General features: G+C 68.3%; 22 protein-coding genes. 8 read left to right on the forward strand and 14 right to left on the reverse strand.

Going from position 1 to position 19,296, the window contains the following annotated elements; translation table 11 throughout:
• Positions 1-13 precede the first annotated feature (13 nt).
• From ACSR87_RS11165 to ACSR87_RS11185, 5 genes are all read right to left on the reverse strand, one after another.
• The gene (locus ACSR87_RS11165) at positions 14-976 is read right to left on the reverse strand and encodes an aminotransferase class IV (protein ID WP_498530515.1); all 963 of its coding nucleotides are present in this window, start codon (positions 974-976) and stop codon (positions 14-16) included.
• Positions 973-1,683, reverse strand: coding sequence for an anthranilate synthase component II (locus ACSR87_RS11170; RefSeq protein WP_498530516.1), 711 nt, complete (start codon positions 1,681-1,683; stop codon positions 973-975). Before ACSR87_RS11170 ends, ACSR87_RS11165 begins: the two co-directional genes overlap by 4 nt.
• On the reverse strand, positions 1,680-3,194 hold the full coding sequence (gene pabB / locus ACSR87_RS11175) for an aminodeoxychorismate synthase, component I (RefSeq protein ID WP_498530517.1): 1,515 nt from the start codon (positions 3,192-3,194) through the stop codon (positions 1,680-1,682). The genes ACSR87_RS11170 and pabB overlap by 4 nt, the downstream gene beginning before the upstream one ends.
• A 93-nt stretch (positions 3,195-3,287) precedes the next feature.
• Complete coding sequence (locus ACSR87_RS11180; protein WP_498530518.1) at positions 3,288-4,070, reverse strand: helix-hairpin-helix domain-containing protein; 783 nt, start codon at positions 4,068-4,070, stop codon at positions 3,288-3,290.
• Between the two features lie 44 nt (positions 4,071-4,114).
• Positions 4,115-4,924: a shikimate dehydrogenase gene (locus tag ACSR87_RS11185; RefSeq protein ID WP_498530519.1), complete on the reverse strand. Its 810-nt coding sequence runs from the start codon at positions 4,922-4,924 to the stop codon at positions 4,115-4,117.
• 174 nt (positions 4,925-5,098) lie between these two features.
• Between ACSR87_RS11185 and ACSR87_RS11190 the strand changes: the two genes are divergently transcribed.
• From ACSR87_RS11190 to ACSR87_RS11210, 5 genes are all read left to right on the forward strand, one after another.
• Positions 5,099-6,070: a calcium/sodium antiporter gene (locus tag ACSR87_RS11190; RefSeq protein ID WP_004064932.1), complete on the forward strand. Its 972-nt coding sequence runs from the start codon at positions 5,099-5,101 to the stop codon at positions 6,068-6,070.
• Between the two features lie 196 nt (positions 6,071-6,266).
• Positions 6,267-7,586: a D-aminoacyl-tRNA deacylase gene (locus tag ACSR87_RS11195; protein WP_498530520.1), complete on the forward strand. Its 1,320-nt coding sequence runs from the start codon at positions 6,267-6,269 to the stop codon at positions 7,584-7,586.
• A 156-nt stretch (positions 7,587-7,742) separates the two neighbouring features.
• Entirely contained in the window at positions 7,743-8,882 is a 1,140-nt protein-coding gene (ftsZ, locus tag ACSR87_RS11200; RefSeq protein WP_004064924.1) for a cell division protein FtsZ, read from the forward strand.
• Positions 8,883-9,062: 180 nt separating this feature from the next.
• Entirely contained in the window at positions 9,063-9,236 is a 174-nt protein-coding gene (locus tag ACSR87_RS11205; RefSeq protein WP_004044219.1) for a protein translocase SEC61 complex subunit gamma, read from the forward strand.
• A 1-nt stretch (position 9,237) separates the two neighbouring features.
• Positions 9,238-9,690 (forward strand): transcription elongation factor Spt5, encoded by a 453-nt coding sequence (locus ACSR87_RS11210; protein WP_004044218.1) that lies wholly within the window; start codon positions 9,238-9,240, stop codon positions 9,688-9,690.
• Between the two features lie 180 nt (positions 9,691-9,870).
• On the opposite strand, the gene ACSR87_RS11215 is transcribed toward ACSR87_RS11210, so the two are convergent.
• A complete protein-coding gene (locus tag ACSR87_RS11215; protein WP_004044217.1) occupies positions 9,871-10,173 on the reverse strand; it encodes a DUF7565 family protein in 303 nt (100 codons plus the stop codon).
• A gap of 98 nt (positions 10,174-10,271) precedes the next feature.
• On the opposite strand from ACSR87_RS11215, the gene ACSR87_RS11220 reads away from it, so the two are divergent.
• Positions 10,272-11,036: a PHP-associated domain-containing protein gene (locus tag ACSR87_RS11220; protein WP_188148151.1), complete on the forward strand. Its 765-nt coding sequence runs from the start codon at positions 10,272-10,274 to the stop codon at positions 11,034-11,036.
• A 56-nt stretch (positions 11,037-11,092) separates the two neighbouring features.
• On the opposite strand, the gene ACSR87_RS11225 is transcribed toward ACSR87_RS11220, so the two are convergent.
• Together ACSR87_RS11225 and ACSR87_RS11230 are read right to left on the reverse strand one after the other, a co-directional pair.
• Positions 11,093-11,617: a metal-dependent hydrolase gene (locus ACSR87_RS11225; protein ID WP_498530521.1), complete on the reverse strand. Its 525-nt coding sequence runs from the start codon at positions 11,615-11,617 to the stop codon at positions 11,093-11,095.
• A 70-nt stretch (positions 11,618-11,687) separates the two neighbouring features.
• On the reverse strand, positions 11,688-12,218 hold the full coding sequence (locus tag ACSR87_RS11230) for a CinA family protein (RefSeq protein ID WP_004044214.1): 531 nt from the start codon (positions 12,216-12,218) through the stop codon (positions 11,688-11,690).
• 158 nt (positions 12,219-12,376) lie between these two features.
• Here ACSR87_RS11230 and ACSR87_RS11235 point away from each other — a divergent pair, with 158 nt between their 5' ends.
• Positions 12,377-13,609, forward strand: coding sequence for an ArsA family ATPase (locus tag ACSR87_RS11235; protein ID WP_498530522.1), 1,233 nt, complete (start codon positions 12,377-12,379; stop codon positions 13,607-13,609).
• A gap of 37 nt (positions 13,610-13,646) precedes the next feature.
• Here the strand turns inward: ACSR87_RS11235 and ACSR87_RS11240 are convergent, their stop codons facing one another.
• The 4 genes from ACSR87_RS11240 to ACSR87_RS11255 all read right to left on the reverse strand — a co-directional run bounded on the left by ACSR87_RS11240 (position 13,647) and on the right by ACSR87_RS11255 (position 17,348).
• Complete coding sequence (locus ACSR87_RS11240) at positions 13,647-14,492, reverse strand: SDR family oxidoreductase (RefSeq protein ID WP_498530523.1); 846 nt, start codon at positions 14,490-14,492, stop codon at positions 13,647-13,649.
• 66 nt (positions 14,493-14,558) lie between these two features.
• Complete coding sequence (locus tag ACSR87_RS11245; RefSeq protein WP_498530524.1) at positions 14,559-15,395, reverse strand: endonuclease V; 837 nt, start codon at positions 15,393-15,395, stop codon at positions 14,559-14,561.
• Position 15,396: 1 nt separating this feature from the next.
• Positions 15,397-16,296, reverse strand: a complete 900-nt coding sequence (locus ACSR87_RS11250) for a rhomboid family intramembrane serine protease (RefSeq protein WP_498530525.1) — start codon at positions 16,294-16,296, stop codon at positions 15,397-15,399.
• Between the two features lie 518 nt (positions 16,297-16,814).
• Positions 16,815-17,348, reverse strand: a complete 534-nt coding sequence (locus tag ACSR87_RS11255) for an inorganic diphosphatase (RefSeq protein WP_004044208.1) — start codon at positions 17,346-17,348, stop codon at positions 16,815-16,817.
• A gap of 335 nt (positions 17,349-17,683) precedes the next feature.
• Here ACSR87_RS11255 and ACSR87_RS11260 point away from each other — a divergent pair, with 335 nt between their 5' ends.
• Complete coding sequence (locus ACSR87_RS11260) at positions 17,684-18,043, forward strand: PadR family transcriptional regulator (RefSeq protein ID WP_004044207.1); 360 nt, start codon at positions 17,684-17,686, stop codon at positions 18,041-18,043.
• Between the two features lie 35 nt (positions 18,044-18,078).
• Here ACSR87_RS11260 and ACSR87_RS11265 read toward each other — a convergent pair whose 3' ends face one another.
• Positions 18,079-18,639, reverse strand: a complete 561-nt coding sequence (locus ACSR87_RS11265; protein ID WP_498530526.1) for a DUF7108 family protein — start codon at positions 18,637-18,639, stop codon at positions 18,079-18,081.
• Positions 18,632-19,225, reverse strand: coding sequence for a ribonuclease HI (gene rnhA, locus ACSR87_RS11270; RefSeq protein ID WP_004064903.1), 594 nt, complete (start codon positions 19,223-19,225; stop codon positions 18,632-18,634). Before rnhA ends, ACSR87_RS11265 begins: the two co-directional genes overlap by 8 nt.
• Positions 19,226-19,296 lie beyond the last annotated feature (71 nt).

Genomic DNA, 19,296 nt, shown 5'->3' on the forward strand with positions numbered 1-19,296 from the left:
GCGACAGCAGTTCTCAGTTCTCGTCGCCGCCGACGCTGTCGGCGTCGCCACCGTTGTCGGCGTCGTCGCTGCCCCCGTCGCCGCCGTAGTGGCGTCGCTCCACGTAGTCGTCGTAGAGCCGAGAGAGCAGTTTCGTCACCGGCCCGTCGCCCACTTGGATGCCGTCGACCGTCTCCACGGGTCGGAGTTCCCACGTCGAGTTCGTGAGGAACGCCTCGTTCGCGTCGCGCACGTCGTCCGGCGTGAAGCGGCGCTCTCGAATCGGGATGTCTTCCTGTCGAGCGAGGTCGAGGACGACGCGGCGGGTGATGCCGGGGAGGACCGGTCCGTCGAGGCTCGGCGTGCAGAGCGCGTTATCGTCGACGAAAAAGAGGTTGCTCGTCGCGCCCTCGGTGACGTAGCCGTCGGCGTCGAGCATGAGCGCCTCGTCCGCGCCGGTGACGCGGAGTTCGACGCGGGCGAGGATGCCGTTGAGGTAGTTGTGCGTCTTCGCTCGCGCGGGGAGCGACCGGTCTGGGATGCGCCGGGTCTTGACGGTTTGGACCGTCGCGGGGCCGTCCCACACCGGGTCGGAGCCGCGGCCGCCGCGAGCCAGCGGTTCCACGATGACGACCACGCGGGGGTCGACCGCCTCGGCCGGCGTGAGGCGGCCGCCCTGACTGCCGCGGGTGACCGAGAGCCTGACGTACGCCTCGTCGAGGTCGTTCGCCGCGAGCGTCTCGTCGATTCGCGCGCGGAGGTCGTCGTCGGACAGCCCGTGGTCCATCCCGAGCGCGTCGCACGTCTCGGCGAGTCGGTCGGCGTGGGCGTCCCAGTGGAACACCTCGCCGCCGTAGGCGCGGAGCGTCTCGAAGGCGGCGTCGCCGTAGAGGAAGCCGCGGTCCGTGACCGGAATCGACGCCGACTCGGCGGGGACGAGGTCGCCGTCGACGTGGTAGCGCAACGCGGAGCCGTCCGCGTCCGCTTCGTCGCTCATCGTTCTCCCTCCCACGCCGCTGCCGCCGGGCCGTCGCCCGCGGCGAGCGCGACGAAGTTGCGGACGATGTCCTTCCCCGAATCGGTGAGGATACTTTCCGGGTGGAACTGCACGCCGACGTGGGGCTTCTCGCGGTGGCGGACGCCCATCACCACCGCCGGTTCGTCGCTCTCGTCAGTATCGGAACCGCCGCGTTCGGAGCCTTCTGCGACCGTGTGGGCCGTCACCGCCAACTCGGGGGGCACGTCCCCGTGTTCGACCGCGAGCGAGTGATAGCGGCCGACCTCGATTCGGTCGGGCAGCCCCGAAAAGACGCCCGCGCCGTCGTGTTCGACGAGCGAGGGCTTCCCGTGGACGACGTGGGGCGCGTGGCCGACGCGACTCCCGAGGGCGGCACAGAGCGACTGGTGGCCGAGACAGACGCCGAGCGTCGGGTAGTCGAGGTCGCGGAAGACCGACACCGAGACGCCGGCCTCCGCGGGGGTTCCGGGGCCGGGCGAGACGACGATGCCGTCCGGGTCGATGTCGCGCACGTCGTCGGTCGAGAGCGCGTCGTTGCGATAGACGAGCACGTCGTCTGACCCGTCCGAACTGCTCCCATCCGCGCTCTCGTCACCACCCCGCGCCTCGGAGACCGCCTCGCCGACGTACTGCACGAGGTTGTAGGCAAAGGAGTCGTAGTTGTCGACCACGAGGATGCGCGTCATCGCTCCGCCCCCACGGTCATGTTCGCGCGCTCGCCGAGCGCCTCGTCGATGGCGGTGATGAGCGCCCGCGCCTTCGCCAGCGTCTCGTCGTACTCGCGTTGGGGGTCCGAATCGTGGACGATGCCCGCGCCGACGCGGAGGTGGTACTCGTCCTCGAAGCGGACGAGCGTCCGGATGACGATGTTCAGCACCGCGCGGTCGTCGAAGCCGACGGCGAACATGCTCCCCGTGTAGGGGCCGCGCCGGGTGGCTTCGAGCTCGTCGATTATCTCCATCGTCCGGGGCTTCGGCGCGCCCGTGATGGTTCCGCCCGGGAACACCGCGGCGATGGCGTCGGCCAGACTGGTCCCCTCGCGGCGGGTCCCCTCGACCAGCGAGACGAGGTGCATCACCTCCGAGTAGCGGTCGACCCGGCGGTATTCCGTCACCTCGACCGACCCGTACTCCGAGACTTTCCCGAGGTCGTTGCGTTCGAGGTCGACGAGCATCGCGTGTTCGGCGCGCTCCTTCTCGTCGGTCGTCAGGTCGGCCTCAAGCGCCTCGTCTTCCTCGGGCGTCGCCCCTCGCGGGCGAGTGCCGGCGATGGGTTCGGTGACGAGGCGGTCGCCCTCGACGCGCAAGAGGAGTTCGGGGCTGGCGCTCACGAGGTCGACGCCGGGGAGTTCGAGCAGGCCCGAGTACGGCGCGGGATTGACCTCTCGGAGCGCCGCGTAGGCGTCTACCGGATGCACCGCGGCGGGCGCGACGAGTCGCTGCGAGAGGTTCGCCTGAAACGTGTCGCCGTCGCGGATGTACCGCTTCGCGGCGCGGACGCGGTCAGCGAACGCCTCGCGGCCGCAGGCGCTCTCGAACGTCGCCTCGTCGGCCTCGACGGGCGCGGCGACCGGGGCGGGGTCGCCCTCGACGGCCTCGACGGCGAGGTCGGTCGCCCGTCCCCGCGCCTCGTCGTAGACGGCATCGAGGTTCTCGTCGGCCTCGACGGCCGGACAGCAGGTGACGCGAAGCGTCGTCTCGCCGTCGTCGGGCCGGGGTTCCGCCCACGACGCCACGAGGTCGTACAGGCCGAGTTGCAGGTGCGGGAGTCCCCGGTCGTCGGTCGTCTGCTCGGGGAGCGATTCGAGTTCGCGGGCCGCGTCGTACGAGAGCCAGCCGAACAGGCCGCAGGGGTACGGCGCGTCGCAGTCGCCGCGGACGAGCGTCTCCGAATCGACGAACGATTCGAGCGCGGCGAGGCTCGGTGCGGTGTCGACGCCGGGGTCTCCCCAGTCGTCGTCGGTCGGGGCGTCAGCGGTCAGGCGCTCCGCGGGGTCGACGCCGAAGGCCCCCCAGCCGGGTTGCCCGCCGGTCGTCTCGTAGAAGAAGCCGCCGGCATCCCGGCGGGCGCGTCGATAGGCGTCGAAGGGGTCCGAGACGGCGACGCGGACCTCGACGGGGACGCGCGCGCCGGGTGACGCGACCGCGGCGGTCGCGCGAAAGTCGTCGCGGTCGGTGACGACGGTCGGTGCGGTCATTACCCACACCAGTCCGTCCGCCGGGTAAACGGTTTCGCGACGTATCGACGAGCTGTCGAAAGCGGTCGTCAGTCGGGAGAACAGCCGCGTCGGTTACGCCTCGCCGGCGCGGTCGATCCAGCGCTGGACCCGCTTCGGTGACACGTCGATTTCGTCGCCGACCTCGTCGGCGTCGGCCGCCGCGAGGTCCGCGATGGTCTCGATGCCGATTTCCGAGAGGCGTTCGGCGTACGCCGGGCCGATGCCGCGAATCGTGTCGACGGTGGGCGCGTCGGCGTCGTCGGCCGTCTCGTCGTCGGACTCTTCGTCTTCGACCTCCGCGCCGTCGGATTCCTCGTCCTCGGTCGCGTCTTCCGCTTCGGTCCCTTCTTCGTCCGATTCCTCGGGTTCGTCTTCGTCCTCGTCCTCGTCCTCGTCGGCGTCGGCGGATTCAGACTCGTCCTCGTCTTCGAGTTCCGGTTCGCCCTCGACCTCAGGTTCGCCGTCGACTTCGACTTCGACCTCGGACTCGGACTCGGACTCGGACTCAGGCTCCGGTTCGACTGCTTCGCCCTCCGGTTCGGCTTCCTCGATGGCGTCGGCCGCCACCTCGGCGTCGTCGCGGGTGTCCTCGTCGTCCGCGTGGGGCTCCGCGTCGGCCTCGGGTTCGACCGCGTCGTCGGCCTCTTCGTCCGCCGTCTCGTCCGCCGATTCTGTCTCCTCGACCGACTCTTTCACCGCGGCCTCGGTTTCGGTGTCCGGCTCCTCGCGCTCGGTTCTGGTGTCGCGTTCGACCGTAACGGTCGCCGTGTCGTCACGTCCGTCCGACGAGGAGGACGACGAGTCGCCACCAACGAGGGATTTCAAGAACGACGAAATAGTGTCAAGCAAGCCCATGTTACCTTCTCCTATGCAATCCCGTTATTTAAAAACCGGCGGCCTCAGTCGCTTTCGAGGTGGTTCCGGAGCGCGGCGTTCATCGACTCGACGGGGGCGTCGCGGCCGGTCCACAGTTCGAACGCTTCGACGCCCTGCAAGAGGAGCATCCACGCGCCGTCGATGGTGACCGCGCCGGCCGCGGCCGCCTCGCGGAGGAGTCGCGTTTCAAGCGGCGTGTAGACCGCGTCGAGCACGGCGAGGTCGCCGTGGAGGTACTCCGCGGAGACGGGCGTCTCGTCGGGCGACTCCATCCCGACGCTGGTCGCGTTGACGAGGGCGTCCGCCTCCCGAATCCGGTCGAGCGTGTCCAGTCCGCCGCCGGTCGCACCGGGGACGGCCGCGGCGAGTTCGACCGCGGTTTCGGCGGTCCGGTTGGCGACGTGGACCGACGCGCCGGCGTCGGCGAGGGCGAACGCGGCGGCGCGACCCGCCCCGCCGGCACCGACGACCACGGCGTCCGTCCCGTCGAGGTCGACGCCGTGGCGCTCGAACGACCGGGTGACGCCCGCCGCGTCGGTGTTGTAGCCCGTCGGCGTCTCCCCGCCGAAATCGACCGTGTTGACCGCGCCGATGCGCTCGGCCAGCGGGTCGGGGTCGACCAGTTCGAGCACGTCCTGTTTGAACGGGATGGTGGCGTTCAGCCCCGCGACGCCGAGGGCGTCCGCGCCGTCGACGGCGGCCGCGATGTCGTCGCGGGCGGGTTCGAACGTGACGTACCGCGCGTCGAGGCCGGTTTCCTCGTAGGCCGCCTCGTGCATCGGCGGCGACAGCGAGTGGCCGACCGGGTTGCCGACGAGACCGTAGACTTGCATGGGCGGGAGGTGATCTGCCGACGATATAACTCGCCCGCCCGCGTCGGATTCCGCCGGGACTCGAACCCCGCTCGCGAGACCGGAGGGCGGCCGGCTTCGCGCTCCCGTGAGAGTTCGTCGCGGACGTACCGTGTACCGGCGCGCTTTTGGTCTCCCGTCGGTCTACTCCCGCGTATGTCGGCACTCGCAACCTTGCTTTCCTTCGATACCGCGCTCCTCGTGGCGGGTATCGTCGGGCTTTATCTCGGGGCCGAAGCGCTCGTCGAGGGCGCTTCCCGACTCGCAATCGGTCTCGGCCTCCGGGCGGCTATCGTCGGTGTGACTATCGTCGCGTTCGCGACGACGACGCCAGAACTGTTCGTCGCGGTCCTGAGCGGGTTGGGATACAGCGCCGACCTCGGACTCGGTGCCATCGTCGGCTCCAACATCGCCAACATCGGTCTCGTGCTCGGCATCTCGGCGCTCATCCAGCCGATGGGCGTCTCGACGACGACGCTCCGCCGACACGTCCCGTTTATGATCGCCGCGGCGGTCGCGCTCGTCGCGCTCGGCATGGACGGAAATCTCAGCGCCGCCGACGGGGTCGTCCTCCTGCTCATCCTCGTCGCGTTCACGGGGTATCTGCTCTACCGCGCGCGGTCCGCGAAGGCCGACGCCCTCGGCACGGACGAAATCGACATCGAGGACGAAGACGAGGTGTCCGCGCAGTTCAAGGACGTGCTCTATCTCGGTCTCGGGTTGCTCCTCCTGTTCGTCGGCTCGAACTGGCTCATCCAGGGCGGGCAGGGACTGCTCGAAGCCTTCGGGTTCGGTCCGCGATTCATCGGGCTGACCGTCCTCGCGTTCGGTACGTCGCTGCCCGAACTCGCGGCGTCGGTCATCAGCGCGGTCCGCGGCGAGTCGGAGTTCAGCATCGGCAACGTCGTCGGCTCGAACATCTACAACGTCGTCGCCGTCCTCGGCATCCTCGCCATCATGGTCCCCGTGAACGTCCCCGCGAGCACCATCTCGCTGGACTTCCCGGCGCTCCTCGCGTTCACCTTCGGGGTCATCGCGCTGATGCTCCGCAACCACAACGTGTCCCGATTCGACGGCGGTATCCTCGTCGGCGGCTATCTCGTCTTCTTCTGGCTCATCCTCCCGTAATCGGTGTCTGTCGCGGTGACATTCGTCACTCGCGCCCGTCTCGGGAAATTTCGGGGCCACGACCTCCGCGGTCGCCAATGACCGGCGCGTCCGCGGCGACGACGGCGCGACCGAGGTCCCGGCCGCGGTCGAGGACCGACCGGTCGCCCTCGCCGCTTCCGACGCCCTTTTCGCCGCCCTCGGCGACCCTCGTACCGTGATTGGAATCGTCGTCAGCCGCGCCGACAGCGCATCGGTTCACATCGGCGAGCACCTACTCGAACTCGCTGACTGGGACGAACGAACCGACGGGGACCGACCCGACGCCGACGGCGGCGGCACCGTCTTCGCACGGGACGGCTTCGAACTCCGCGAGTTCGACGACCTGCACATCGACCTCGACGACCCCGCCGCGGCGTTCGACGCCGACCTCGACCTCCTCGTCGTCGTCTCCCGGCATGCCGGCGAGACCGGCCCGCTTCTGACCGCGCACTTCACCGGGAACTTCGGCCCCGCCGACTACGGCGGCGAGCCGGGTCGATTCGCCCGCGCGTGTCCCAACGCCCAGCGCGCCGTCGTCGAGGCGCTTCGCGAGCGCGCGCCGGACGACTACGAGGTCGGCATCGAGGCGACTCACCACGGGCCGACCGAGCCGACGGTCCCCTCGATGTTCGTCGAACTCGGCAGCGACGAGGAACAGTGGGGAGACCCTGAGGGGGCCCGCGCGGTCGCGGCGGCCGTCCTCGACATCGAGGGCGTCGCGCCCGACGCGGACCGCCAGCTCGTCGGCTTCGGCGGCGGCCACTACGCCCCGCGGTTCGAGCGCGTCCTCCGCGAGACCGACTGGCGCGTCGGCCACATCGCCGCCGACTGGCAACTCAAGGCGATGGGCGCGCCCGAGGACAACCGCGACGTGCTCCGCCGGGCGTTCGAGGCGTCGGCGGCCGACCTCGCGCTGGTCGACGGCGACCGCGACGACCTCGCGGCCGCCCTCGAAGCCGAGGGGTTCCGGGTCGTCTCCGAGACGTGGGTCCGCGAGACCGCGGGCGTCCCCCTCGACCGCGTCGCCGCCCTCGAAGCCGACGTGACGACCGTCGAGGAGGGACTCCGCTTCGGCGCGCGCGTCGACGCCGACGACTACGAGGTCGTCTCGCTGCCCGACGGCCTGCTCGGCGAGGCGCAGGGCATCGACCTCGACGCCGCGCGCGATGCCGTCTACGAGACCACCGTCGCCTTCCACACGACCGAAGGCGGGACGCGCGCGGTGGGTCGCGCCGCGGTCGCGGGCGACGGCTACGACGAACTCGTGTCGCGGCTCTGCGACGTGCTGCGCGAGAAATACGACAGCGTCGTCCGCGACGACGGGGCGGTCACGGCGACCACGCGCGCCTTCGACCCCGCCGCCGCACGCGAGTTCGGCGTCCCCGAGGGGCCGGCGTTCGGCAAGCTCTCGGCCGGGCAGTCCGTCGAGGTCGACGGCGAGACCGTCGCGCCCGAGGACGTGTCGAAAGAGCGACTCGTCGAGTTCTCGGTGTAGTCGCCATCGGGACGCAGCCGACCGATTCGGCGGAGAGACGGTCCGTGCCGCGGGCTCACATGTCACGTTTCGGCACGAATCGGCGGCGCGTCGGACGGATGTCTGACGCGAGGGGGAAAGATAATTAGTCGTCCTCCGTAAACCGTCTCCATAAATATGGACTCTATCGTCGGCGACGCAATTGACGAGGCCGAGGCCGAGGACATGGGGGATGAGTCGGCTCAGGTCGACGGCGCGGCCAACATCAACCGGTCCGGGACGATGACTGACGACGAACTGAAAGCGGTTCTCAAAGACCTCCAGACCAACATCACGGTGGTCGGGTGCGGGGGTGCCGGCGGTAACACCGTCAACCGGATGCACGAGGAGGGAATCAAGGGGGCGAAGCTCGTCGCCGCCAACACCGACGTGCAGCACCTCGTGGAAATCGGGGCCGACACGAAGATTCTCATGGGCGAGCAGAAGACCCAGGGCCGCGGCGCGGGCTCGCTCCCGCAGGTCGGTGAGGAGGCCGCCCTCGAATCCCAAGAGGAGATCTACGACGCCATCGAGGGCTCCGACATGGTGTTCGTCACCGCCGGACTCGGCGGCGGCACCGGCACCGGTTCGGCCCCCGTCGTCGCCAAGGCGGCCCGCGAGTCGGGCGCGCTCACCATCGCCATCGTCACGACGCCCTTTACGGCCGAAGGCGAGGTGCGACGGACGAACGCCGAGGCCGGTCTCGAACGGCTCCGCGACGTGTCGGACACGGTCATCGTCGTCCCGAACGACCGCCTGCTCGACGCCGTGGGCAAACTCCCCGTCCGGCAGGCGTTCAAGGTCTCCGACGAGGTGCTGATGCGCTCGGTCAAGGGCATCACCGAACTCATCACCAAGCCCGGTCTCGTCAACCTCGACTTCGCCGACGTGAAGACCGTCATGGAACGCGGCGGCGTCGCCATGATCGGTCTCGGCGAGTCCGACTCCGAGTCCAAGGCTCAGGAGTCCGTCAAGTCCGCCCTCCGCTCGCCGCTTCTCGACGTGGACATCTCCGGTGCGAACTCCGCGCTCGTCAACGTCACCGGCGGTTCGGACATGAGCATCGAGGAGGCCGAGGGCGTCGTCGAGGAGATTTACGACCGCATCGACCCCGACGCGCGCATCATCTGGGGGACCTCCGTCGACGACGAACTCGAAGGCATGATGCGGACGATGATCGTCGTTACCGGCGTCGAGTCACCCCAAATCTACGGCCGCAACGGCGAGGCACAGGCGCAGGCCGAAGAGCGTCTCGAAGACATCGACTACGTCGAGTAGTCGAGTCGTCCCGCACTCACCGCGCTCGCGGTCTCGACGCGCTTCCTTTTCGCTCCGCTCAGGTTCCGCACAGCGGCGTCACGCCGTCGAATCCGGCGTTTTCGCCCGCGTTCGGCTCCGAATCCCACCCGCCGGTGCATCAATAGATAGAAAAAGCCCGACGCCGTAGGCCCCAGCAACATGGACGTCAAGTACGATCTGAACAGCTACGTTCGCGTGTTGAAACTCGCGAGCACCCCGTCCTGGCAGGAGTTCTCCCAAATCTCCAAAATCGCCGGCGCGGGTATCTTCCTCGTCGGACTGCTCGGCTTCATCATCTTCGCGGTCATGAGCTTCCTCCCCGGAGGGGTCTGAGATGCCCATCTTCGCCGTGAAGACCACTGCTCGCCAGGAGCAGACGGTTGCGGATATGATCGCGACGAAGGAGTTCGAACAGATTCACGCCGTCCTCGCGCCCGACTCGCTCACGAGCTACGTGATGGTCGAGGCCGACGACGACGGCATCGTCACGCGTGTCCTCGAAGAGATTCCCCACGCTCGCGGCCTCGTCGAGAGCGGCGGCGCGGTCGGCACCTCCAGCATGGCCGAAGTCGAGCACTTCCTCTCGCCGACGCCGGACGTGGAGGGTATCGCGGAGGGCGACATCGTCGAGCTCATCGCCGGCCCGTTCAAAGGCGAGAAGGCGCGCGTCCAGCGCATCGACGAGACGAAAGACCAGGTCACCGTCGAACTGTACGAGGCGACGGTTCCGATTCCGGTCACCGTCCGCGGCGACCAGATTCGCGTCCTCGACTCCGAAGAGCGGTAAGCGTCCGCCCCGACGAAGGGTTCTTCTCTCTCAGTTTTCGGCTCGACGCAGCGCGTGACGAGCGGTGTAGCCGCGCGTCCCCGGCGACTCCCATGTCCCCCGACAGTCCCCGACGAGCGCCGTCTCGGGCGAGCAGCGTCGCGTCCCACCGCGACCGCGACCCGCCGGTCTCGCGTGGTCTTACAGCGCGCCCCGCTCGCGGAGCGTCTCGACGACGCTGTTGAGGTCCGCGTCCGCCTCGACGGCGTCTTTCACGTCCTCGCGGATGCGGACGGCCGAGGAATCGGCGTCGTACGCGCGGACGAACTCGGCGCGGGTGTGCTCGTCGAAGGCGTGGCGAATCGCGAAGTAGCCCTCGGGAACGACCGTCCCACACACCTTGCACTCGTGGCGCTCGTGGTCCACCGTCTGGTGGATGACCGCGCTTTCCACGTCTTCGAACCGACCGTCACACCCTTCGATGCCGCACTTCCACCGGGACATGTTCCCCCCGACGGCCGTGAGCCACAAAACCGTTTCTTCGACCGGCCGCCGTTCGACAAATAGCAACCACTAACTGGTGGCTGACCCGACCGTATCGTGTGAGCGCGACCACGACGACGCGGGTCGATATGCACGTGAAGATTCTCGACGAGCGGGTGGTCTCTCGCGCGAAAGCCCGCGGCATCGACGTGCTCGTCTACGCGCCGCACTTCGTCCGCCTGCCCGACGCTCGCGCCCGCGCGGCGCGATTCTCCGACGACGACCTGCTCGTGGTCCCCGCCCGCGAGGTGTTCACGGGGTCGTGGCGCGACCGCAAACACGTCCTCGCGGTCGGGCTCTCGGACCCCGTTCCCGACTTCATCACTCTCGACGGAGCCTTCGCGGAGTTCGACCGGCAGGGCGCGGCGACGCTCGTCCCCCACCCGACGTTCCTGACGGTGAGTCTCACCGCCGAGGACGTGGCCGCCCGCCGCGACGACATCGACGCCGTCGAGACGTACAACACGAAGGCCCTGCCGCGGGACAACCGTCGCGGGCGCGACATCGCCCGCGAGACGGGGCTGCCCGGCTTCGCGTCGTCGTACGCGCACCTCCGTGGCACCGTCGGTGAGGCGTGGACCGAGTTCGACCGCGACATCGACTCCGAGGCCGACCTCGTCGCCGCGCTCCGCGAAGGGGCCGAACGTCGGGTCGTCCGCCGCACCGGCGTCTCCCACGGGTTCCGCGGCGCGGCCGAGTTCGCCCACCTCGGCTACGAGAACTCGTGGGGGAAAATCGACCGACTCCTGCTTTCGGGGATGGAGCCGACACATCCGAATCACATCGCCTACGACGGCCGGTTCGACGACGTGAGCGTCTACTGATTCGCAACATCTCTTCGAGCGCGCCCGACCGCGCCAGCGTCGCGGCCGCCCCGCCCTCAGACCACCGCGGTGAACGACGCCGCGGCGTCCGCGAGGGACACGTCGAGCGAAAAGACGAAGTAGTGGACGCCCGCGAGAACGCCGAGTTCGGCGACCGTGACGACGACGGTCACCGCATCGGCGTGTTTCGAACTGGTCGCCACGCCGGTCGGCAGGTCGTACTCCTGCGGTGACAGCGGGTAGAACAGCGCGATGCCGCGCTTCGAGCCGACCATGTCGAGGACGTAGTGGGTGGCGACGCCAATCCAGACGAACTGGAGGTTGTCGAAGACGATCGGGAACGCGAGGAATATCACCAGCACCGGGAGGTTGTGGAGCGTCTTGCGGTGTTTGCCGAAGGCGGTGTCCACGTCGGGAAACAGCGCGCCGAGGACGACCGGAAGCGACAGTTGGCCGATTTTCTGAGCGAGGAGGAACGCCGAATCCATCGTCGGTTCGAACGACCGCGGGTCCACGGTGAGGATGACGCCGAGCCCGAGCGCCAACAGGATGGCGTTGAGCACGTGTCCCTTCTTGTTCATGGATGCAGACTGGTCCGGCGGGATACAAAGCTTTCCCACGGAACCGACCGACGGCGGCCGTGCGGCCCGCTCAGCCGGTCGTGACGGACTCGGACTCGATTTCCTCGCGGAGGAGCGCCAGCGCCCCGCGCGCAATCCGTTCTTTCACCTGCGTCCGCGACCCGTCGTACTCGAAGCGCTCGACGCGGGCGTAGGAGTCGCCGGACCCCCACGGCGCGGCGAAGGCGACGCCGACGAAGACGGTGCCGACCGGTTTGCCGGGCAGGCCGCCCTCCGGCCCGGCGATGCCCGTCGTCGCCAGCCCCCACGTCGCGTCGGCCACGTCGCGGACGCCGGCGGCCATCTCGCGGGCGACGGCCTCGGAGACGGCCCCGTGTTCGTCCAGCGACTCCCGCGAGACCGCCAGTTCGTGGCGCTTGGCGTCGTAGGAGTAGGTGACGAGCGAGCGGTCGAAGTAGTCGCTGGAGCCGGGCACGTCGGTCAGGAGCGACCCGATGAGGCCGCCGGTGCAGGACTCCGCGACGGCGACGGTGTGGCCCGCCTCGCGGAGGGCGTCGCCGGCGCGGACCTCCTCGGGCGGGTCGGATGCGAACTCGCGCATACGACCGACGACGGGCGGTCGGGACAAAAGCGGTCGGGAGCGGGAAACGATGGTTGCGGTCGGGTCGGGTCGCGGCCGGCACCGACGCGACCGGGCAAAAGTCCTCCGGCGGTTCCGAGACCGAGAAGTACACAAAGCCCCGCGGTGTCGGGTCCGACATGGACATCGACGTTGAGCCGACGGAGCGACCCGACGCCGACGAAGACGACGCCGGCGACGACGGCGACGACGGCGACGACGGGCCGGCCGAAATCGAGGTGGAAGTCACTGACCCCGACGAGGTCACCTCGACCGACACCGAGGGCCTTCCAGATGGTATCGACGCGCCCGACTACGTCCTCTACGGCGGCAAGGGCGGCGTCGGAAAGACCACGATGGCCGCGGCGACGGCGCTCGCCAGCGCGGCCGACGGCACCGCGACGCTCGTCGTCTCCACGGACCCCGCGCACTCCCTTTCCGACACGCTCGGCGTGCCGGTCCCGAACAAGCCGAGTCGCATCCGCGAGGAAATTCCCCTCTACGCGGCCGAAATCGACCCCGACGCGGTCATGGAAGGACCGTTCGCCGGCGGCGACGGCGCGGACGAGGGCTTCGACGACGAGGCCGACTACGACACCGGCGAGTACGACGACGACAACCCCTTCGCCGGCGGCGGCTCGGGTGACGCTGACTCCCCGTTCGGCGGCATGGGCGGTCTCGAAGACCTCCTCGGCGGCGACGGGCCGATGGGGATGGGCGGGCCGATGCCCGGCGCGGACGAGGCCGCGGCGATGCAGCAGCTCCTCGAATACATGGACGACCCGCGGTTCGACCGCGTCGTCATCGACACCGCGCCCACGGGTCACACGCTCCGCCTGCTCGAACTCCCCGAACTGATGGACTCCATGCTCGGCCGCATCGCTCGCATGCGCCAGCGGTTCTCCGGCATGATGGACAACCTCAAGGGGATGTTCGGCGGCGGCCCCGACGACCCGCAGGCGGGGATGGCGGACCTCGACGACCTCCGCGAGCGAATCGAGCGCCTGCGCGCGGTCCTCCGGGACCCGACGCGGACCGATTTCCGCGTCGTCATGATTCCCGAGGAGATGAGCGTCGTGGAGTCCAAGCGCCTCGTCTCGCGGCTCGACGAGTTCGACATCCCCGTCCAGACCCTCGTCGTCAACCGCGTGATGGAGTCCGTCGAGGACGTGGCGAACGTGGACCCCAAGTGGATAGAGTCGCCCGACCTGGAGAACTGCGGCTTCTGTCAGCGCCGCTGGCAGGTCCAGCAGGACGCGCTCCGGTCGGCGACGAACCTCTTCCGCGGCCGCGACGTGAAACGGGTGCCGCTGCTCGCGGAACAGGTACAGGGCGAAGATGCCCTTCGGGTCGTCGCGACCTGTCTCGACTAGCGGCGACCGGGGCTGCGACGCGGATAGACGGCGCGTGTCAGGGTAGTTTGCGGGCGAAGCCGTAGAGCGCGTCGCGCCACGCGTCGGGAAGGAAGCGCGCGAGGACGCCGATGCGGGCGACGGTTCCGGGCTGGTAGCGCGCCCGCGGCTTGGTCGAACTCGCGGCGTTGACGATATCCTCCGCGACCCGTTCGGGCGGAATCGCGCCGGGGCCGCCCCCGCCGAGCGCCTGCGAGTCGTCGAACAGTTTGTAGAGTTTCTCGTACGCGCCCGAGCGGTCGAGGCCGTCGGCCTCGTCGCCGTCGCCGTTGACCTCGGCTTCGACGCGATTCGAGAACTGCGTCTCGACCGGGCCGGGCTCGATGAGGACGGCGTCGATGCCGTACTCCTCGACTTCCGTGCGGAGCGCGTCGGTCATCGCTTCGAGGGCGAACTTCGAGCCGGCGTAGACGCCGGTGCCGGGGAAGGCGACGCGGCCGACGACGCTGGAGACGTTGACGATGGTGCCGTCGCCCTGCGAGCGCATGTGGGGCAACACGGCGCGGATGAGCCGGTGGGGGCCGTAGACGTTCACGTCGAACTGGTCGTGGACCTTCCCGGTCGGCACGTCCTCGACGGGGCCCATCTGGCCGTAGCCGGCGTTGTTGACGAGGCAGTCGATGCGGCCCTGCTCGTCGACGATGCGGTCGACCACGCGGTCGACGTCCTCCTGGTCGGTCACGTCGAGCGTCGCGATGTTCGCGCCGCGTTCCCCCAGCGTCTCGATGTCGGCCGGGTTCCGGGCGGTAGCGTAGACCTCCCACTCCTCGTCGAGGAAGTCGAGCGCCGTCGCGCGCCCGATACCCGAGGAGCATCCGGTGATGAGGACCGTCTTTTGATGCACGTCGGTAGGTCGAACCGCGCGCTGTTAAGTGTACGCGGTTCGCCACGATTGGGCTGCGGTCGCGTCTCAGTCTTCGTACTGGGCCTTCGCCTCGTCGGCGTACGCGTCGGCCAACCGGGTCGGCTCGGGGAGCTTGTACGACCCCGACAGCCGGGAGACGAGGTCGACCGTTGTCGCCGCGGAGAGGCGGTGGCCGGGGCTGACGTACAGCGGGTTCACGACGGGCCGCGAGTCGTACTGCCGCGACTGGAAGGCGTAGCCGATGGTCGTCTCCGAGTCGGCGGGGTGGCCGCCGACCGGGTCGACCGAGTCGTCGGCGCGAATCGGCGTTCGCCAGCCCTCCGGCCGACCGTCCACGTCCTCGTCCGGCGTCCCACAGAGGAGGGACTTGGCGACGCCGATGCTCGGCGCGTCGCAGACGACGCCCAGGTGGGTGGCGAGCCCGGCCTGCCGGAAGTGGATGCGCCCGGAGCCGTCAAAGACGAGCAGGTCGGGGTCGCAGTCGAGTTCGGCGAGCGCGTTGAGGATGGGACCGCCCTCGCGGAACGAGAGCAGGCCGGGGATGTACGGCAAATCGAGGTCGGAGACGGCGTGGACGCGCTCGACGACCTCGCCGCCGCGGAGGACGACGACGGCGCTCAGCGCGCGGTCGTCCAGAAACGACTGGTCGATACCGGCGACGAGCGGCGGCGAGTCGGCCGCGGCGTCGGCGTCGCCGTCAAGCGCCGTCGCTTCCGTGAGCGTCTGGTTTTCTCGTTTCAGCGAGTCGAGCGAGACGCGCGTCGGGTCGAACGGGAGGTCGTCCTCGAAGACGGCGGCCTCGGCGACGCGGCGCTGAAGCGACTCCATCTCGTCGCGCGAGAGCCCGGGGCGGGGCGCGAGGTCGGGGCGGGCGGGCCGCATCTCAGAACCGACCGCGGCCGGGGCCGCCGGGACCACCGGGGCCGCGCCCGCCGAGCGAGAGCTGCGAGGGGACCTTCCGTTGGCCCTTCACGCGCTGGCCGTAGGCGAGGCCGATGACGAGCCCGATAAGGTGCGCGAAGTGGGCGATGCCGTCGGCGCTCTGGCTGACGAAGAAGAACACCGAGATGCCCGCGAACCCGAGCGTGAACAGCCACAGCGGCACGGGGATGATGAAGTACAGGTAGATACGGAGCCCCGGATTGAGGACCGTCAGGACGCCGAGGACGGCCATGATGGCTCCGCTCGCGCCGACGACGGCGCTCAGGCTTCCCGGCGACAGGAGCATCGACGAGCCGACCTGCGCGAGTCCGGCGAGCATCCCGCTGACGAGGAACAGCGCCGCGAACTTCCGCGAGCCGACGTAGCGCTCCACCAGCGGGCCGAAGAAGAACAGCACGATGGAGTTGCCGACGATGTGGTAGAAGCCGCCGTGGGCGAATATCGAGGTGACCCACGTCCAGACGTACTCGGGGTGGATGCTCGTGAGGTAGAACGCGCTAATCGAGAGGTTGGACAGTCCGAGGAACTGCTCTAAGACGAGCTGTGAGAAGAACGTGAGCCACATCAGCGCGAGAAACAGGTAGGTGACGTTCCCGCGGAAGTAGCCGAACACGCCGCCAGCGCCCGTGAGCGAACTCAAGAGGCCGCCGCCGCGGCCGCCCTCATTGTTCACGGAATCGTCGAAAGAGCTATCGAAGACGCCGGCCGGGTCGTCCCAGTCGGAGAGCCCCGCGCAGTCGTGGTTCTCGGGGAGGCGGTGTTCGGAACAGAACGTCCCGCCACACCGCGAACAGCGGTACGGCAGACTCTCGTCTTTGCCGCACACGTCGCAGATAGGCATTACCAACGCCTTGCGGCGGCGAGATAAAAAGGGGTTCCCTCATAGATGAGGCGTGTTGGCTCGCCTCTTGATTAGGAGACGAATTCGAACCGAAAACGCCTCACGCGGCCGGAATAGCCGATTTCCAGGTCGACTGTTGTCTATCGTCGGCGCGGGCGACGCTGTCGCTCTCGGCAGTCGGCGCGCGAGAAATGCGAGATTACGCGTCTTCGTCGGACGCTTCGTCGGCGTCTTCGGCCGCCTCGTCGGCGGGCGTGAAGTTCGTGGGAACGACGGTCGGGTGCTGAAGCCCGAGGCGGGGTTGCTTGGCTGCCATACTCGTCTCGACGTAGCCGACACAGGGACTAAAGATTACCCATGCGCATAATTTATCGGTCGGTGCGCCGGCCATAACTGTCGGGTATCTGTGGCGACGACGGCGGTCGGTCTCCTGCTCGGGCGGTCCTCGGGGAGCCGCGGACGGGCGCGGCGGCTCTCGGTCGAAGGCGGCGTCGAAAAAAGCGCGCGGTTGAAGTCGCTTACGCGAAGTTCTCTTCGTAGAGGTCCATCGCGTGTTCGATGGCGTCCTTGGCGGCCTGTTTGTCTTCCCAGCCCAGCGTCTCGACTTCCTTACCGGCTTCGAGGTTCTTGTAGGTCGCGAAGAACTCGTCAATCTCGTCGAGCGTCTGCTGCGGGATGTCGTCGAGGTCCTCGATGTGGTCGTAGCGGGGGTCCTCGACGGGGACGGCGATGACCTTGTCGTCCTGCTCGCCGTCGTCGTCCATCTTCATGAGCGCGACCGGGCGCGCCTCGATGACGCAGCCGGGGAACGTCTGGTCTTCGACGAGGACGAGCACGTCGAAGGGGTCCTCGTCGTCGTAGTACGTCTGCGGGATGAAGCCGTAGTCCGACGGGTAGTGGACGTTGGAGTGGAGCACGCGGTCGAGGACGACGCCGGGGATGTCCTTGTCGTACTCGTACTTGTTGCGCTCGCCTTTGAGGCACTCGACGACTGCGTAGATTTCGTCCGGCGCGTTCGGGCCGGTCTCCATGTCTTCCCAGAGGTTCACCATACCGAATCCATCCTCGATACGGGCAAAAGTCCTTTCGGGATTAGTCTCGTATCGCCGTCGTCCCGGTCTCGTCGGCGGCTTTGAACCCCTCTATATGTAGAGGTATTATCGACAGAACCCCGCGACGTTACCGCTGTGCGTGTGAGATATTCCCCGGGTATGACCGCTCGACTCCCGCGCGCTGTCTCTCGGTTCTCTCCGTGGCTCGTCTGTGTGCAATACTCGCCACTCGTGTCCGCTCCGCCCCGATTTCTTCGTATAATGGTACCTCGATTGGTAGTGAAACAGACTGCGCGTTGACAAAGTTTAAATAGGTCGATGACATTTCCATATGCATGTCAGAGGCACAAACAATTGGCAACGAATCCGGTGCGGCTCGGGACCTCACCGCGTTCCAACAGAACATCCTCGTCATTCTCGCCGAGGAGCCGATGTACGGTCTGGCTATCAAGCGTCACCTCGAATCGTACTACGACACCGAGGTCAACCACGGGCGTCTGTACCCCAACCTCGACGACCTCGTCGAGATGGGTCTCGTCGAGAAAAGCGAACTCGACAAGCGGACGAACCAGTACGAACTGACCGACGACGGCCTCCAGGCGGTCCTCGACCGCTTCGACTGGATGCTCGCGAAGTTCGTCACCGACGACGAGCGCGCCGAGATGGTCTCGGAACTCGTCGAAAACAAGCTGTAATCGGCTGCGTCCACCGCACGAACCGCGGGGTTCGCTCAGTTGTATTCGGGCACTTCGGCGTCTGCGGCGTCGAAGAGCAACTCGAGCGACTCCGGTAACAACGACCGCTGTTCAGCGGTCGGCCACGCGTTGCGTGGATAATATTCTTCGACGAACTCGCGCAGTTCGGGAGCGCCGGCCGTCTCGATTCGCCGGACGTAGTGGTTGCCGAGGAAGTCCGCGAACGCTCGGGCGTTCGCCGCGTGGGCCGCACCGTGTTCCTCGGCGACGGCCGCGACGCACGCCGCGTTGTGTTCTTCGACCGCGCTCCACTCGTGGTCCTCTCCCGTCCCCGACAGCGGTCGCTCGATTCCGCGGTCCACGTCGTCTATCTCCGCCGGGTCGACGATTCCGTCGTCGTCGACCCATTCGTCCGGGTGGAGCACCAACACGTCGTCTTCCTCGCGGTGTCGCGCGCGGAACTCGTACTCGCTTACGATGTCGTCGCGGGCGGACCGATACGCCGCGGTCTCGTCGGGGTCGACGGCGTCGCGGGCCAGTCGCGTCAGCCGCTCGGCTTCGGAAAGCACGTCTTCGGGGAGTTCTGACTCAGGCATCGTCGAGGGCCTCGTTGGCTAGGGAGTCCGCGCGGTCGTTTATCTCTCGCGGTACGTGCTCCAGCGACCAGCGGTCGAACGCCGACAGCAGCTCTCGGGCCTTCACGCGGCGCTCTTTGAGCCCGGGGTCGTTCGTGTTCCACTCGCCGCGTACCTGCTTGACGATTAACTGCGAGTCGCCGCGCACGTCCACCTCGTCGTAGCCGTACTCTTCTGCGACCGACAGCGCCTCCACGAGCGCCTCGTACTCCGCGCGGTTGTTGGTGGTCTCGCCGATTCGCTTCGAGCCCTCGGCGACGATGCCGTCGCTCGTTACGATGGCCCAGCCGATGGCGGCGGGTCCGGGGTTCCCCCGGCTCGCGCCGTCGAAGTAGACGTGCGCGCGACCGCCTTTCGGCCGGATGAGCGCGAGCAGGTCGGTGGGCCGCGACCCCTGTACGACGACTTTCCCGTCGTAGGCGACCGCGCTGGCGTCGCCGCGCTCGGCGCGCCAGCGCTCGTGGTCGGTGTTCCCGGGCGAGACGGACACGCCCGCGGCTTCGAGTCGTCGTCGGGCTTCGTCGGGGTCGCACTCGACGGTCGGCATACCGTCACCTCACCGGGGACTCGGTAAAGGCGCTCCGTTCGTCGCTGAGAGCGCAGCGACACTCCGACGAA

The organism is Haloferax sp. SDI50 (genome assembly GCF_059802635.1).